General features: G+C 64.8%; 11 protein-coding genes. 6 read left to right on the top strand and 5 right to left on the bottom strand.

From position 1 onward, the window contains the following. Positions 1–203: 203 nt before the first annotated feature. Positions 204–1,901 (top strand): DUF885 family protein, encoded by a 1,698-nt coding sequence (locus DA69_RS03410; RefSeq protein ID WP_167349628.1) that lies wholly within the window; start codon positions 204–206, stop codon positions 1,899–1,901. 65 nt (positions 1,902–1,966) lie between these two features. Here DA69_RS03410 and DA69_RS03405 read toward each other — a convergent pair whose 3' ends face one another. Together DA69_RS03405 and DA69_RS03400 are read right to left on the bottom strand one after the other, a co-directional pair. Then, positions 1,967–3,631, bottom strand: a complete 1,665-nt coding sequence (locus DA69_RS03405; protein ID WP_082891424.1) for a DUF885 family protein — start codon at positions 3,629–3,631, stop codon at positions 1,967–1,969. A gap of 76 nt (positions 3,632–3,707) precedes the next feature. Next, positions 3,708–4,877, bottom strand: coding sequence for a pyridoxal phosphate-dependent aminotransferase (locus DA69_RS03400; RefSeq protein WP_025977455.1), 1,170 nt, complete (start codon positions 4,875–4,877; stop codon positions 3,708–3,710). 177 nt (positions 4,878–5,054) lie between these two features. Between DA69_RS03400 and DA69_RS03395 the strand changes: the two genes are divergently transcribed. After that, positions 5,055–6,830 carry a DUF885 domain-containing protein gene (locus tag DA69_RS03395; protein ID WP_082891423.1) on the top strand — a complete coding sequence of 592 codons (1,776 nt, stop codon included), beginning with the start codon at positions 5,055–5,057 and terminating at the stop codon, positions 6,828–6,830. 168 nt (positions 6,831–6,998) lie between these two features. Here the strand turns inward: DA69_RS03395 and hemA are convergent, their stop codons facing one another. Further along, on the bottom strand, positions 6,999–8,261 hold the full coding sequence (gene hemA / locus DA69_RS03390; RefSeq protein ID WP_051582103.1) for a 5-aminolevulinate synthase: 1,263 nt from the start codon (positions 8,259–8,261) through the stop codon (positions 6,999–7,001). Positions 8,262–8,376: 115 nt separating this feature from the next. Between hemA and DA69_RS03385 the strand changes: the two genes are divergently transcribed. The 4 genes from DA69_RS03385 to DA69_RS03370 all read left to right on the top strand — a co-directional run bounded on the left by DA69_RS03385 (position 8,377) and on the right by DA69_RS03370 (position 13,108). Then, the gene (locus tag DA69_RS03385) at positions 8,377–9,867 is read left to right on the top strand and encodes a PLP-dependent aminotransferase family protein (protein ID WP_025977457.1); all 1,491 of its coding nucleotides are present in this window, start codon (positions 8,377–8,379) and stop codon (positions 9,865–9,867) included. 86 nt (positions 9,868–9,953) lie between these two features. Next, positions 9,954–11,120 carry an alanine racemase gene (alr, locus tag DA69_RS03380; RefSeq protein WP_235599202.1) on the top strand — a complete coding sequence of 389 codons (1,167 nt, stop codon included), beginning with the start codon at positions 9,954–9,956 and terminating at the stop codon, positions 11,118–11,120. After that, positions 11,117–11,878 carry a YggS family pyridoxal phosphate-dependent enzyme gene (locus tag DA69_RS03375; RefSeq protein WP_025977459.1) on the top strand — a complete coding sequence of 254 codons (762 nt, stop codon included), beginning with the start codon at positions 11,117–11,119 and terminating at the stop codon, positions 11,876–11,878. The genes alr and DA69_RS03375 overlap by 4 nt, the downstream gene beginning before the upstream one ends. Positions 11,879–11,950: 72 nt before the next feature. Then, positions 11,951–13,108 (top strand): DegT/DnrJ/EryC1/StrS family aminotransferase, encoded by a 1,158-nt coding sequence (locus DA69_RS03370; RefSeq protein WP_025977460.1) that lies wholly within the window; start codon positions 11,951–11,953, stop codon positions 13,106–13,108. Between the two features lie 6 nt (positions 13,109–13,114). Here DA69_RS03370 and pdxY read toward each other — a convergent pair whose 3' ends face one another. Both pdxY and glyA read right to left on the bottom strand, forming a co-directional pair. Continuing rightward, entirely contained in the window at positions 13,115–13,915 is an 801-nt protein-coding gene (gene pdxY / locus DA69_RS03365; protein ID WP_025977461.1) for a pyridoxal kinase, read from the bottom strand. Positions 13,916–13,932: 17 nt separating this feature from the next. Continuing rightward, positions 13,933–15,201 (bottom strand): serine hydroxymethyltransferase, encoded by a 1,269-nt coding sequence (glyA, locus tag DA69_RS03360; protein WP_025977462.1) that lies wholly within the window; start codon positions 15,199–15,201, stop codon positions 13,933–13,935.

Genomic DNA, 15,201 nt, shown 5'->3' with positions numbered 1-15,201 from the left:
AAGCGACCAGCGCTCGCCAGAAAAATTCGACAGCCATCCTCAGGAACCATCCAACTAGCAATTTTTTATCAGAGTATGTCTAATTGGAGCATCAATCTCTCGATATTGGTGATGCGAAAATACTTTATCTCTAAAATAATTTTATGCAATCATCACCGAAATCGTATTATTTTGGTTATTCCAAAATGGAGGAGGGAGATTTCATGACCAGAGCGCGCCTATTAGCACTCAGCCTGACAGCCATCGGAGCGTTATCCATTGCGTCCGGAGCATCGGCCAGAATCACTACACCCGACGCGCAGGCTCAGGCTGTAGCGAGCCATTCCCAGTACAGCGCCCTGGTGAACCTGTTCACCGAGTTTCGCGCCGTAACGGCGGACCAAGGCGTCGGCCCCTGGCCTGACCACAGCCCCGCCGCCAGCCAGCGCCGCCTTTCAGAGCTCCAGGCCCTGCAGGCTCGCTTTGCGTCCCTGGATCCCGGTTCGTGGCGACGGTCCGAAAAAGTCGACTATTTGGCCGTACGCGCCCAGATGGACCAGCGAGACTTTCTGTTGCAGGTCACCAAACCTTGGGCCCGCGATCCCGGCTATTACATCGATCAACTACAACAACTCGCCTATACGAGCCTGCCGGTCGCAGACGATGAAAAGGCCGCCTTCCACGCACGCCTGGAGGTCATCCCGGCCTTTCTGGCTCAGGCTCGGATCAATCTGGACTCAGTCGCGGCCGACTACGCCGATCTAGCCATTCACAACCTGTCGAACGGCGACGGCGTCGGCCACGGCATGCCCTATCGAGCGGTCGAACCCGCCGGGCTGATGGGATGGTATGCTGACATGGAGCAAAGGGCAGCAACGGACCAGCCGGAACTGCTTCCCGCCATCCAGGCCTCGCGCAGGGCCATTGCTGACTACCAAGACTGGTTGATCAGGAACCGTCCTTCGATGACGGGTAAGGCTGGCGTCGGGCGCAAGGCCTATGACTGGTTCCTGACCAATGTCCGACTGATGCCCTACGACTCGGATCAGATCGTTGATCTCGCCCAACGAGAACTGGATCGAACCTGGGCCTTTTATGTATTGGAGCGTCATCGCAATCGCGATCTGCCGGAACTCGACCTGCCGACCTCGGCAGAGGCGTATCATGGGCAATTGGCCGGTAGCGACGCCCTGATCCGCAAGTGGCTTGTCGAGGAAGGGTTCATCACCATTCCCGACTTCGTGCCGCAGACCTGGCAGGAGATGGGCTTCAACGCGCCCTGGGTCGTTCGCCGCGATGGGCCGATGTTCTGGGAACAGATCATGTACCGAGACGTCTCCCCGGATCATCTGCACGCGACCATTCCCGGACACCGTTTTGACGGCCACATGGCCCGGCGCGTGACCCATCCGATCCGCGCGCACATCAGCGACAGCGGCCGGACCGAAGGCTGGGGCCTTTATGTCGAAGAAGTTCCGTTGCAACTGGGCCTGTTCGATGAACGCCCCCGGACGCGGGAGTTCATCTATGTCTTCGGCCTGTTTCGCGCCGCGCGCACCATCGGCGATGTGCGCATGCAGCGCAACGAAATGACCGTCGAGCAAACCATGGAATACTGGAAGACGTGGACGCCGTTCCTCGACGATAACGTGGCTCGGGTCGATGCCGCCATCTATCTGCGCCGACCACCCGGCTATGGGATGAGTTATACGGTCGGAATGTTCCAGCTACAGAAACTGCTGGTGGATCGCGCTCGACAACTTGGCGATCAATTCGTGCTGAAAGACTTCCACGACTACCTGATGCGCGCAGGCCGCCTCCCCGTGTCTTTGTTGCGTTACGACCTGACGGGTTACGACGACGAAATATCAAAGCTGTGGGATCACACTCCGCTGTCCGAGGTCGACCTGAGCCAGGATTGACCGAAAAAACGGGCGGGTCTGCAACAGACCCGCCCGTTTTTTTTCCGCGCAGGCTTCAGCCCCGCCTAAGGACGCGGCTGCGGGATAGGCGGCGCCTGACGCATTTCACGCACTTCGTCATCTCGGCCGGTCATCTCCCAACGGATAAGCGAGATAGGCAAGGCGCCCGAAGCACGAAATTCGTCGTGAAAACGGCCCAGGACAAAGTCGTCACGCTGATCCATGAACCGCTCAGAGAGCAGCTTTTCCAACTCGACCTTGCCCATGTAGTAGCCGATGCCGTAGCCGGGCTGGCGCAGATAAAGCTCGATATCGAAGGCGGCGATGGCGTCATCCGCCTCCATCCATCGCGGCGTGCCCTTCACCAAAGCATCCTTTGCCTGAGCATAGGTCCAGCGGTTGGCGTGCATGTTCAATTCGGGTTCCAGTCTGGCCGCGCGCTTGGCCGCCAGCACATAATCGATTTCGCGTCCCGTAGGCCGGCCGTCCAGCATGCCCATCTGCAGGATCAGTTCCTCCAGATAGAAGGCCCATCCTTCGGATCGCACCCCGCTGACAAAGAACAGCCGAGGCTTGCCGCGGATCGGACGCTCGTCCCGCATCCATTCCAGATGATCGAACGCATGACCTGGCAGGTTATGAGCGCGTAACGGTCGCGGATCACGGAACTCGGCCTGGAAAAAGAAGTGCAGGTCAAGCGGCGGCTCAAACAGGCCCTTTCGGGCCGGATCGCGTTCCGACGGCAGGATGTAAGGCCCCTCATCAGGATTGTGCCTCAGGTAATCCGGTACAGTGACGATCTGATTGTCGCGCAGAAAGGCGAGCAGTTCGTTATCCGCTTCCTCCCGCTCCCGATCGAACGCCTCACGCGATCCGACGGGTTCAACCCGCTCAAGGTTGCGGTTCCGGTGCGCTTCCATAGCCAGCCAGCCGGTCGTCCGCTGATGCTCTCGCTGACCGATGATGCGGATTTCATCTGCACTATAAGGAAACAGCAGGACGTACTTCAGATACCAGTCGTAGTTGGCGTCGCCGACGCCAGCATAAACGGGAAGGTCCGCCTGGATTTCCTTCAACCAATCCCGGAACTCACGTGACGCCTCAGCCGCCGCTAGTGCAGGCTGAACCAATTCCGGGTGATGAAGGCGCGCCTGCTCCGCCAGTCGCGAAAAGACGTTGATCTCCACGTCCTTCTGAATAATGGCCAACATCGCCAGATCACGATGCGGATCGGTCAGATTGAGCCGCGCCTGAGCAAGAATGGCTGGCGCCGCTTCTAGGCTCGCCTTCAACTGGACGACCGCCGGAGCGGCGATCGGAAGCTGCGGCACATCAAAGGCGTTATGGAGCTTGGGGCCAAAGCCCAGGTTGGTGACGCTATAGTAGGCGGGATCGCGTTTCCACGGCTGAAGAACGCGATGCTGGAACTCCAGTCCACGCATCTCGGCGAGCACCAGCATGTAATCCGCCCGTTCCGACACCGGCCAGCGCGAATCGTCGATAGCCTCCAGCCGCGCCTTAAGCGCTTCGAGCGCGTCCAGCTGCCGCTCCATCGCGAGGGGCGTATAATCCGGCACGCCGCTCTTGATCGCTGGCTGCGTCAGACTGCGGAACTCATCATAGAGACCTATCAGGGCCGCATGGTCACTGGCGGCGGCGACGCCTGCGCCTCCCCACGCCAACACAAGCGCCAAAGCGCCGGCGAGCTGACCTACCCTCATCTTTTTCATCTGGTTTCCCCTCTCCTGCCAAAATAGATCGCCCCTGCATCGCCTTCCCCCTCCGGGCGATGCAGGGATGGGACTGTCAGAGCTTGCTGAAGAAGGCGGTCAGCCTCGCCATGCCTTCGACCAGCCGCTCCTGCGATTCCGACCCGAAGCAGACGCGCAGATGGCGATCACCCGCTGGACCGTAGAAGCCCCCGGCTTCGGTCACGACATGCACGTCGCGCAAAATCGCACGCGCCAGATCTGCGGACGCCATCCCCGTCGCACTGATGTCCGGGAACGCATAAATGGCTCCCTGAGGCGCTTCGCAGGTGATGCCGGGAATGCGGTTCAATGCCTCGACCACCATGTCGCGCTTGCGTTGATCCGCCGCGACCATGGCCAGCATAGGCTCCTGAGGGCCCGTCACCGCCGCCAGAGCGCCCTCCTGAACGAAGACGTTGACGTGGGTGACATCGTTCATCGTCACCGACAGCAGGGCGGGCATCAACGCCTTGTCCGCCACGACATAGCCGATCCGCCAGCCATCCATCGAGTAGGCCTTGGTGAAGGCGTAGCAGGAAATGGTGCGCTCTCGCATTCCTGGCAGGGCCGCAATGCTCAGGTGTTGGTGGCCCTCATAGGTGATGAACTCATAGACCTCGTCCGACAGGACCAGCAAATCGTACTGAAGGGCCAGATCGGCGATGATCTGCAGTTCAGCGCGCGTATAGACCCGCCCGGTCGGATTGGACGGGTTCACCAGGACGATCATGCGCGTTCGCGGCGTGATCCGGCTTTCAATAAGTTCGCGCTTGATTGAAAAATTGTCCGAGGCATCGAGAGGCGCAGACACCACGACGCCGCCCGCCATCTCCACCTTGCCGATGTGCTGCGGATAATAGGGCTCAAGCAGGATGACCTCGTCGCCGGGGTCGATAGCAGCCATAAAGGCTGCATAAGAGGCATGAGTCAGACCATTGGTGATCAGGATTTCGTCGGCATCAACGTCAATCCTGTTGAAGCTCTTGAGCTTGGCCGCCAGCGCCTGACGAAGGCTGAGGGTTCCGCGAAAATCTCCATAATGCACAATGCCCGCATCAAGGGCGGCCTTCGCCGCCTCCTTGATATGCAGCGGCGTGTCGGCCCATGGACGGCCGACCTCCAGGCGGATCAGATCGGCGCCGTTTCGCGCCAGTTCTGACGCCTCCTGATACATGCCGAAGCTCTTCTTGGATCCGCTCGACAGACGTTGCGCAGGCCATTTCATGATCACTTTCCCCTCGATCAAATCGGCCAGCTCATAACGAGACCGGACCAACCGAACCCAAAATCGCGTGAATATGGTTATATAATTTCATTAGCCGCAATCAAGGACGATGCCAAAAAATATCTCTACAATCGCGTGATTTTGGTTATATTAATTTTAGATAAGGGAGGAAAGACCATGATGGCGAACACTATCCAACTCGGCAGACGGCTTTTGCTGCCTCTCATCGTGGTAGGCGTTATATCGCCAACTGGCGCAGCATCGGCGACGTCGCCCGAGTTGCAGACCTTGTTCACTGATTACGAGCGCTTCAGCACCACCCACCCCATCGAGACGGGCCGGTCCGATCAACCTTCAGCGCGCCTGCACTGGCCCATGGAAGCTCCGCAGGACTTGGCGGCGCGTACGGAGGCGCTGAAGGCGCTGAAAGAACGCCTTGGGTCGCCGCACATCAAAGCGCTGACGGGGGAAGACGCGCTCAACCGCGACTATATGGCTCGCCTGATCGACTGGCGGCTCGACGGCCTGGCGATGGACGAACATCGCTTCGCCTTCGTGGCGCACGACGGCTTCTACAATGTGCCCTACTATACGGCGCGCGGCCTTCGAACCCGCACCGAAGCTGAAGCCCAGGCTTGGATTGAGCGACTGACAGCCATTCCCGCCTATTTCGAGCAGCAGCAGGCCAATCTTCAGCGTGGGGTCGCAACGGGCTGGACGCATCCCGATATCGTCGTTCGCGTCGCCATGGATGTTCTGGGCGCTCAGACCCGGCGCGCTATCGAAGATGACGCACTGCTCGCTCCATTGGAGCACCTGGCCTCGACCATTCCGGAGCGACGACGCCGAGACCTTCGCCTCGCAGCCATAGCGGCTCTGCGTGATCATGTTCGGCCCGCCCAACTCTCGGCCCTGGCCTACATCGAGGGTCCCTATCGGGCAGCCGCCCGCCCAGCACTTGGCATCAACACCGTACCAAACGGCCGGGCCTATTACGATTTCCTGCTCAGCTATTACACGACCACCGACATGACGGCTGAGCAGACCCACGCATTGGGCCTGTCCGAAGTCGCGCGGATCCGCAAGGAGATGGACGCGGTCATCGCCGAAACGGGCTTCCAGGGCGATTTCGCGGCTTGGCTGGAATTTCTCAGAACCGATCCTCAGTTCTACGCCACATCACGGCAGGCTCTGCTGGACCAGGCCGCCATCATCGCCAAACGCATCGATGGCGTCCTGCCCGCCTGGTTCTCTCAACTCCCTCGCCAACCCTTTGCTGTGGAAGCCGTGCCTCTGGATGTAGAAGAGAACTACACCACGGCCCGCTACGGCGGCGGGGACTTCGCGGCGGGACAGCCCGGCCGCTTTCTGGTCAACACCTCCCATCTGGACCAGCGCCCCCTGTATGAATTGCCCGCTCTAGCCCTTCATGAAGCGGCCCCGGGCCACCACACCCATATGGCGCTGGCGAAAGAAAACCCGGAACTGCCCAGCTTCCGCCAAGCGCGCGACATGCTGGCCTATCGCGAAGGCTGGGCCTTGTACGCGGAGCGACTCGGCCACGAGATGGGCGTCTATCGCAGCCCCTACGAACGCTTTGGCAGCCTGTCGACCGAGATGTGGCGCGCCTGCCGGATGGTGGTCGATACGGGAATTCACGCCCTTGGCTGGACCTATGAACAGGCCCGAGCGTGTTTCACTGAGAACTCCGCTCTGGCGGACATCAACATCGACACCGAGTTGGCTCGCTACATCGGCGCTCCCGCCGGAGCGGTAGCCTATAAAGTCGGCGAGTTGAAAATCATCGACCTAAGACGCCGCGCCGAAACGGCCCTGGGCGAAGCGTTCGACATTCGCGCCTACCACGACCTTATCCTTCAGCAGGGTCAACTGCCGCTCGACCAGCTTGAAGCCGTCGTCAACGATTGGATCGCTCTCAAGCAAGCCTCTTAACCACCGAAGATGAACGACTCAGGCTCAGAACTCATAATCAGAAGAACAAGTGACATTCTCCATGGCAGAGAACCTAATAATGACAAAGGGTTACACCTCAGGCTTCAAGGTGTATTTACACCCAAGACACGCATACCTGACGGGTCAGGCGATGCGGTGGACGGAAACCTACGGCCAGACCTGTTCCCTGTACTGATGGTTCATCAACGCCAGAGAAGAAAAACGACGCCAGTCGGCATTCTCGCGCCAGACCTTTGCCAACGCCTCGAGCAGATGCTCTTCGTCCTCCTGATCATGGAGGGGTGTGGGCGTGATGCGCAGCCGCTCGGTCCCGCGCGGCACGGTGGGGAAGTTGACTGGCTGGATATAGACCCCGTGCTCATCCATCAGGGCGTCCGTCACCGCCCGCGCCGTAGCCGCGTCGCCGATCATCACCGGCAGGATGTGGCTGGGGCTGGGTAGGACCGGCAGGCCCAGTCGCTGCATCCCCGTCTTGATCGAGGCGGCGCGCGCGGCCAGAGCCCGGCGCGGCGCGCCGTCGGCCTTCAAATGCCGCAAAGCCGCCCGCACCCCGGCCACAACCGAGGGCGGCAGGGCGGTGCTGAAGATGAAGCCCGGCGCGTGACTGCGCACGAAATCGACCGCCGCCGCATCGCCCGCCACGTAGCCGCCCATGGCGCCGAACCCCTTGCTGAGGGTGCCCTGGATCATGCTGATGCGGCGCGACTGGCCGTCGCGTTCGGCCACGCCGGCGCCGCGCGCGCCGTACAGGCCCACGGCGTGGACCTCGTCCAGATAGGTGAAGGCGCCGTGTTTTTCGGCCACGTCGCAGATGGCAGCGATGGGAGCGAAGTCGCCGTCCATCGAATAGCAGCTCTCGAAGCAGACCAGCTTGGGCCGATAGCGGCAGACCCCGCTCATCAGCCGGTCCAGGTCGCGCCAGTCGTTGTGGGCGAAGATGTGCTTTTCCACGCCCGAGCGGCGCATGCCCTCGATCATGGAGGCGTGGTTCAGGGCGTCGGAAAAGATCACCGCGCCCGGCAGGCGCGAGGCCAGCGTCGAAAGGGCCGCGTCATTGGCCGCATAGCCCGAAGTGAATAGCAGCGCCGCCTCCTTGCCGTGCAGATCGGCCAGATCGCGTTCCAGCAGGACGTGCTCGTGACTGGTGCCCGAGATGTTGCGGGTGCCGCCCGCGCCCGCGCCATAAGTGCGGATCGCATTTTGCGCCGCCTCGACCACCTCGGGATGGACGCCCATCGACAGATAGTCGTTCGAGCACCAGATGGTGATGGTCCGCCCGCGCCGATGATCCCAGGCGTAGGGCGCGCCTTTCGACAGCCGCTCCAGATCGGCGAAGACGCGATACCGGCCCTCCTGCTTCAGGTCGTCCAGATCGCGGCTGAAGAAGTCGGCGAAATCGAAAGCGCCCATGACATCAAATCCCATCACAGGACGGGCGGCGACATTGCCATCCCGCCGGGGGCGTGACACCTAGCGCTGCATTGGCTGGGCCATTCCGGCCACTTTGGAAAGAAGCCCCAGACCATTGCTGAAGCGCGCCCAGCTGGACTCCGTCCAGGCCTTCATGGACCACCCGGCCCAGTCCGGCCTGCCCCTGCACGCCCGCATCCAGCGCGCCGTGCGCCAGTTGATCGTCGAGCGGTCGCTGACGGCGGGGCGGCCCCTGCCCTCGTCGCGCACTCTGGCCCGGTCGCTGGGCGTGTCGCGCGATACGGTCGAGACGGCCTATGCCCAGCTTCACGCCGAGGGTTTCATCGAGCGGCGCGTCGGCAGCGGCAGCTTCGTCTGCGAACTGACCGAACTGGGCCTGAAGCGCGGGGTGCTGCGCCCGGCGGGTCGCCGTCCCGCCCTGCAACCCGCAACGGCGCCGACCCTGAGCAGGCGCGGACAGGCGATGGCCGACAGCGGCCGTTTGCGCGACCCCTACGCCCCGCTGGCCTTCTCGCCCGGCGTACCGGAGACGCGGCTGTTTCCCTTTGCTCAGTGGGACCGGCTGCACCGCCTGACCCTACGCGAGGAAGGCGCCGCCGCCCTGCATCACGGCGATCCGCAGGGGCATCCGCGCCTTCGCCGCGCCATCGCCGAATACGCCAATCTGGAGCGCGGGGCGCGCGCCGATCCCGACCAGATACTGGTCCTGACCAGTTCGCAGCAGGCCCTGTCCCTGTGCGCGCGGGTGCTGGCCGATCCCGGCGACGGCGTCTTCATCGAAGACCCGGCCTATCAGGGCGCCGCCAAGGCGATAGACGCGGCGGGTCTGAAGCGCCTGCCCGTGGCGGTCGATGCGCAGGGGCTGCGCACCGACGACCTGCTGGCCCGGCGTGAGGACGGGCGGGCGGTCTTCGTCACCCCCTCGCATCAGTTTCCAACAGGCCGCACCCTGTCGCTGGACCGGCGTCTGGCCCTGATCCAGTGGGCGGCGGATCATGACGCCTGGATTCTGGAAGACGATTACGACAGCGAGTTTCACTACGCCGGGCGGCCGACCGCCTGTGTGCAGGGTTTGGACCCGCACGACCGGACCCTGTATCTGGGCACCTTCACCAAATCGCTGTTTCCGGGGCTGAGGCTGGCCTATCTGATCCTGCCGCGCCGGCTGGTCGAGCCGATGGTCGCGGCCCGCAGCCTGATGGACGGCTTCACCGCCTCGGTGTCCCAGTTGACGCTGGCGCGCTTCATCGAGGACGGCCGGTTCGGCGCCTATGTCCGCACCATGCGCGGCGTCTATGAGGAACGGCTGGATGCGCTGGAGGCGGCGGTTACGGCGCGTCTGTCCCACGTCGTCACGCCCGACCGGCCCGCCGGAGGGCTGCAGATGCCCTGTTTTCTCAAGGACGGTTTCAACGAGGCCGAGACGGTGCGCGCGGCCCGGCGCGTGGGCGTCCACCTGACCGGCCTGACGCCCCTGCACGACGCAGGCGCAGGCCGTCCCGGCTGGCTGATGGGCTTCGCCGCCTCGACCCCGGCCGAGATCGACGCCGCCGTCGGTCGGCTGGCGAAGCTGTTCCCCGCGTGATCGACGCTTACAAAGCGGTCTGACGATCTGCGCCGACGTGGCGGGGAATGGCCGGGGCGGCGCTGGCTAGGGTGCAGAGGTCGGCGGTGAGCCGACGCCGTGAAAGCTTCCGTCCCTTGCCTGCCCTCGCCCTGTTCCCGACCGACCAGCCGGGCCGCCGATCCGACCACGGCGGCGGCCGGATACGCGTCTCCCTGAGCGCCGTCGCCGCCAACTATCGCGCCATGCGGGACAGGATCGCGCCCGCCGCCTGTGCCGCCGTGGTCAAGGCCGACGCCTATGGTCTAGGCGCGGCCCGCATCGCGCCCGCCCTCTATGACGCCGGATGCCGCGCCTTCTTCGTCGCCCATCTGTTCGAGGCGGTGGATCTGCGCCGCGTCCTGCCCGCCGACGCCGAGTTGTTCGTGCTGAACGGTCTGGCGCCGGGCGCCGAATACGCCGCCCTCGCCGCCGGAGCGATCCCGGTGCTGAACAGCCGCGAACAGATGGAGGACTGGGCGCGTCTGGGCCGGGCGGTCGGGCGGCCGCTGGCGGCGGCGATCCAGTTCGACACCGGCATGTCGCGGCTGGGCCTGCCGGCCGGGGACGCCGCCTTCGCCTTCGACCCAGAGGGCCCGATCCGCTGGATCGAACCGCGCCTGATCCTCAGCCACCTGGCCGTCGCCGACACGCCCGGCCATGCGGGCAATGCACGGCAACGTCAGGCCTTCGAGCGCATTCTGGCCCACGCGCGGCCGGGCGTTCCGCGTTCGCTGGCCAACTCGGCCGGTTGCTGGCTGGGCGAAGACTATCACTATGACGTGTGCCGGGTCGGGGCCGCCCTGTTCGGTCTGGACGCCTCGCCCTCGGCCAAGGCCATGCAGCCGGTGGTCGAGGTGACGGGCCGCGTCATCCAGACACGCGCCGTGCCTGCGGGCGCGGGGGTCGGCTACGGCTGGGCCGTCACGGCGGCGAAGGGAATGCGTCTGGCCACCATCGGCGTGGGCTATGCTGACGGCTGGCCGCGTCAGTTGTCGGCCACCGGCGGCGCAGCATTCGAGGGGCGGTTGCTGCCCTTCGTCGGGCGCATCTCGATGGACAGTCTGGTCGTGGACATCAGCGACCTGCCGCCCGATGCGTTGAAAGCGGGCGATCAGCTCGAACTTCTGGGCCCCAATCGCACGCCGGAACAACTGGCTCGGGACGGCGCGACCATCGACTATGAAGTCATCGCGCGGCTGGGCCGCCGCCTGTGTCGGGAGTATGTTTCGTGACCCTTTCGCCTGAAAACCTCGAACGCTTCGGTGCTGACCCGCGCGAGCGGTTCGCCGCCAATCTGGCGCTGGTCCATCGCCGCATCGCCGCCGCCTGCGAACAGGTCGGACGGCCGATCGACAGCGTGCGTCTGTTGCCGATCACCAAGACGGTTCCGGCCGAGATCCTGCGTCTGGCCTGGGCCGCGGGCGTCACCGACTTCGGCGAGAACAAGCTACAGGAGGCCCGCGACAAGGCCGAGGCCATGGCCGACCTGTCGATGCGCTGGCACGTCGTCGGCCACCTGCAATCGAACAAGGTCAAATACCTGACCCGTCTGGCCGACGAGTTTCATGCGCTGGACAGTCTCAAGCTGGCCGAGGTGCTGAACAAGCGGCTGGAGACCGACGGCCGCGACATGAAGGTCTATGTCCAGGTCAACACCTCGGGCGAGGAGAGCAAGTTCGGTCTGCATCCCGATGATGCCCTGGACTTCATCGAACGGCTGGAAGCCTTTCCCCGGCTAAAGCCGCAGGGGCTGATGACGCTGGCGGTTTTCAGCGAGGACCCGGACAGGGTGCGGCCCTGCTTCACCCTGTTGCGGTCCCTGCGCGACATGGCCGAGCGCATCGATGCGCGGATCACCGGCCTGTCGATGGGCATGACCGGCGACTACGAACTGGCCGTGCGCGAAGGCGCGACCGTGGTCCGCGTCGGCCAGGCCATCTTCGGCCCGCGCCCGACGCCGAACGGGCACTACTGGCCAGGTCTGGCCTGAGCTGACTTGCCCTGAGCCGACTGGGCCTGAGCCGACTGGGCCTGACTTTCCTCCACTCCCCGGAGTAACCGCGTGACCATTCCCTTCATCGATCTTCTCAGCCAGCGCCGCCGCATCGGCGCGACCATCGACGCCGCCCTGCTGGAGGTCGCCGCCAGCGGCCAGTACATCATGGGTCCGGCGGTCGGCGCCTTCGAACACGCCCTGTGCGACTTCGGACAGGCGCCGCACACCCTTTCCTGCTCCAACGGGACGGATGCACTGGTGCTGCTGATGATGGCGTGGGACGTGGGGCCGGGAGACGCCGTCTTCTGCCCCGCCTTCACCTTTGCGGCTACGGCCGAGGTGGTGGCGCTGGCGGGCGCCACGCCCGTCTTCATCGACATCCGTCCCGACACCTGGACGATCGACCCCGACCACCTGCGCGCCGCCGTCGAGGCGGTCGAGCGCGAGGGCGTGCTGAAACCCCGCGCCGTCATCGCCGTGGACCTGTTCGGCCAGCCCGCAGACTATCCCGCCCTGTCGGCAATCACGCAGCAATACGGCATTAAGCTGATCGCGGATTCGGCTCAGGGGTTCGGCTGCACCCTGAACGGCCAGCACCCCATCCACTGGGCCGACGCCACGACGTTGAGCTTCTTTCCGGCCAAGCCGCTGGGCGCCTATGGCGACGGCGGGGCCGTGCTGATGAAGGAGGCGGCCCTGATGGATCACCTCGTCTCCTTACGCGTCCACGGTCAGGCGACGGCGGCGGATCCAGCGGCGCAGGGCTTCGCCCACGACCCGAAATACCTGAACCCGCGTCTGGGTATGAACGGACGGCTGGACACGCTGCAGGCCGCCGTCCTGCTGGAGAAGCTGAAGATCTTCCCGGACGAGATCGAGCGCCGCAACCGCATCGCCGAGCACTATGTGCAGGGGCTTGCCGGTCATGTGGCGGCGACGCCGGTGGTCATTCCCGGCGGCCGGTCGGTCTGGGCCCAGTTCACCGTCGAGCATGACGATCGCGACGCCCTGGCCGCCCATCTGAAGGCTGAAGGCGTGCCCACCGCCGTCTATTACCCGATCCCCCTGCACCGCCAGCCCGCCTATCGCCAACACCCGGTCGGCCCCGGCGGTCTGGCCGTGACCGAGGCCAAGGCGGAACGGGTCATCAGCCTGCCGATGAGCGCCTATCTGGACGAGGCCGTGCAGGATCGGGTGATCGCCGCCGTCGCCAGCTTCGACTGAGGGCTTTTAGCCCTCGGTCAGGCGCATCTCGAAGGCGCCCGCCGCCTGGGTCCGCAGCAGAACGGTCTGGACCCCGGCGGTGGCGCGGGCGGCGGCCTCGGCCAGCCCCTCGCCGCGCATCAGCCAGCCGGTCAGATAGGCGGTGAACAGGTCGCCCGTGCCGCTGGGCCGGATCGGGATGCGGGGGATGGAGGTGCGATGGGCGACGCCGCCCTCGACGGCCACCGTCTCGACCTCGCCTGGCGCGGTGTCGGTCAGGACGCAGCCCGTCACCACTGTCCGCCCCGTGCCGCGCGCGCTCAGGATGCGCGTCGCCTCGATCACCCCCGCGACCGTATCAGGCCGTTCGCCGACCAGTCGGCCCAGTTCGAACTGGTTGGGGGTGATGATGTCGGCCATCGGCGTCAGCGCGTCGCGGAACTGTTCGATCAGGCCCTCGGCGACGAAGACGCCCAGATCATCGTCGCCGATCACCGGGTCGCAGATGTGCAGCAGGGCCGGATTCTCCGCCTTCCAGCGCCGCAGGAAGCCCGCCGTCGCCGCCGCATTGGCGGCTGAGCCCATATAGCCCGTGACCACCGCCCCGGCCGTCATCGGCAGGTCGCGCTCCTCGACCCCCAGCAGCAGGTCGGCGACCAGCTCCGTCTCCAGAATCCGGCCGCGCATGGTGGGATAGTGCGGGTGATTGGACAGCAGGGTGGTCGGCACCCCCGCCACCTCCAGCCCCATGGCCTGCATCGGCTGGACCGCCGCGCTGTTGCCGACATGGCCGTAGACGACCTGGCTCTGAATCGAGATGACCCGCACGCGCCTTCAGAACCTCCTTAGGCGGGCGTCAGCGCCGGTCCGGCGATCGGCCAGGCCCGCGTCAGTTCTCTTGCCTGCGCCTTCACCGCCGCGCTGTCGAGATCGCCGTCTCGCAGGCCTTTGAGGATGGTCAGGATCATGCCGCCGACCGTGCGGAACGCCTCGGCGTCGAACCCGCGCGAGGTCGAGGACGGCGAACCCAGCCGCAGCCCCGACGTCACCATGGGCGAGGCCGTGTCATAGGGGACCGAGTTCTTGTTGGCGATCAGGCCGTGATCCTCCAGCGCCTCGACCGCCGCCTTGCCGGTCAGGCCGAAGGGGCGCAGGTCGACCAGCACCAGATGGCAGTCCGTTCCGCCCGACACGAGGCGCAGGCCTCCGTCCGCCAGCGTCTGGCCTAGCACGCGGGCGTTCTCGATCACCGCCCTGGAGTATTCAACGAAATCGGGCTGAAGCGCCTCGTGGAAGGCCGCCGCCTTGCCGGCGATGACGTGCATCAGCGGCCCCCCTTGCGTGCCGGGGAAGACCGCCTTGTCGATGCGCCGCGCCAGTTCCGCGTCGTTGCACAGGATCAGGCCGCCGCGCGGGCCGCGCAGAGTCTTGTGCGTGGTCGAGGTGGTGACATGAGCGTGCGGCGTCGGATTGGGATAGAGGCCCGCCGCGATCAGCCCGGCGTAGTGGGCCACATCGGCCACCAGCCAGGCGCCGACCCTGTCCGCGATCTGGCGCATCCGGGCGAAGTCGATGCGGCGCGGATAGGCCGAGCCGCCTGCATAGATCAGGCGCGGCCGATCCTGAAGGACGCGCCGTTCCATGTCGTCATAGTCGATCAGGTCGTCGTCCTCGCGCACCCGATAGGCGCTGACCTCGAACCACTGGCCCGACAGGCTGACCGGCGAGCCGTGCGTCAGGTGACCGCCGCAGGCCAGGTCCAGCCCCATGATGCGGTCGCCCGGCTTGATCAGGGCGAACAGCACGGCCAGATTGGCGTTGACGCCCGAGTGCGGCTGGACGTTGGCGTAGGCCGTGTCGAACAGGGTGCAGGCGCGCTCGATGGCAAGCTTCTCGGCGATGTCGACCGCCTCGCACCCGCCGTAGTAGCGGCGGCCCGGATAACCCTCAGCGTATTTGTTGGTCAGGACCGAGCCCTGCGCCTGACGCACGGCGGCGCTGACGATGTTCTCGGACGCGATTAATTCGATGCTGTCCTGCTGGCGCTGGCGCTCCTGCATCAGGGCTTGGGCCAGTTGCGGGTCCAGAGCCCACGTCGCAAGGTCGGAAGTCAT

The organism is Brevundimonas naejangsanensis, from assembly GCF_000635915.2.
Lineage (GTDB): Bacteria > Pseudomonadota > Alphaproteobacteria > Caulobacterales > Caulobacteraceae > Brevundimonas > Brevundimonas sanguinis.
This window is presented reverse-complemented; position numbering and strand designations above follow the sequence as displayed.

Coding starts and splice junctions, on each gene's coding strand:
- DA69_RS03410 (WP_167349628.1), top strand. CDS start 204: ATGACCAGAGCGCGCCTATTAGCACTCAGCCTGACAGCCATCGGAGCG.
- DA69_RS03405 (WP_082891424.1), bottom strand. CDS start 3,631: ATGAAAAAGATGAGGGTAGGTCAGCTCGCCGGCGCTTTGGCGCTTGTG.
- DA69_RS03400 (WP_025977455.1), bottom strand. CDS start 4,877: ATGAAATGGCCTGCGCAACGTCTGTCGAGCGGATCCAAGAAGAGCTTC.
- DA69_RS03395 (WP_082891423.1), top strand. CDS start 5,055: ATGATGGCGAACACTATCCAACTCGGCAGACGGCTTTTGCTGCCTCTC.
- hemA (WP_051582103.1), bottom strand. CDS start 8,261: ATGGGCGCTTTCGATTTCGCCGACTTCTTCAGCCGCGATCTGGACGAC.
- glyA (WP_025977462.1), bottom strand. CDS start 15,201: ATGACTTCCGACCTTGCGACGTGGGCTCTGGACCCGCAACTGGCCCAA.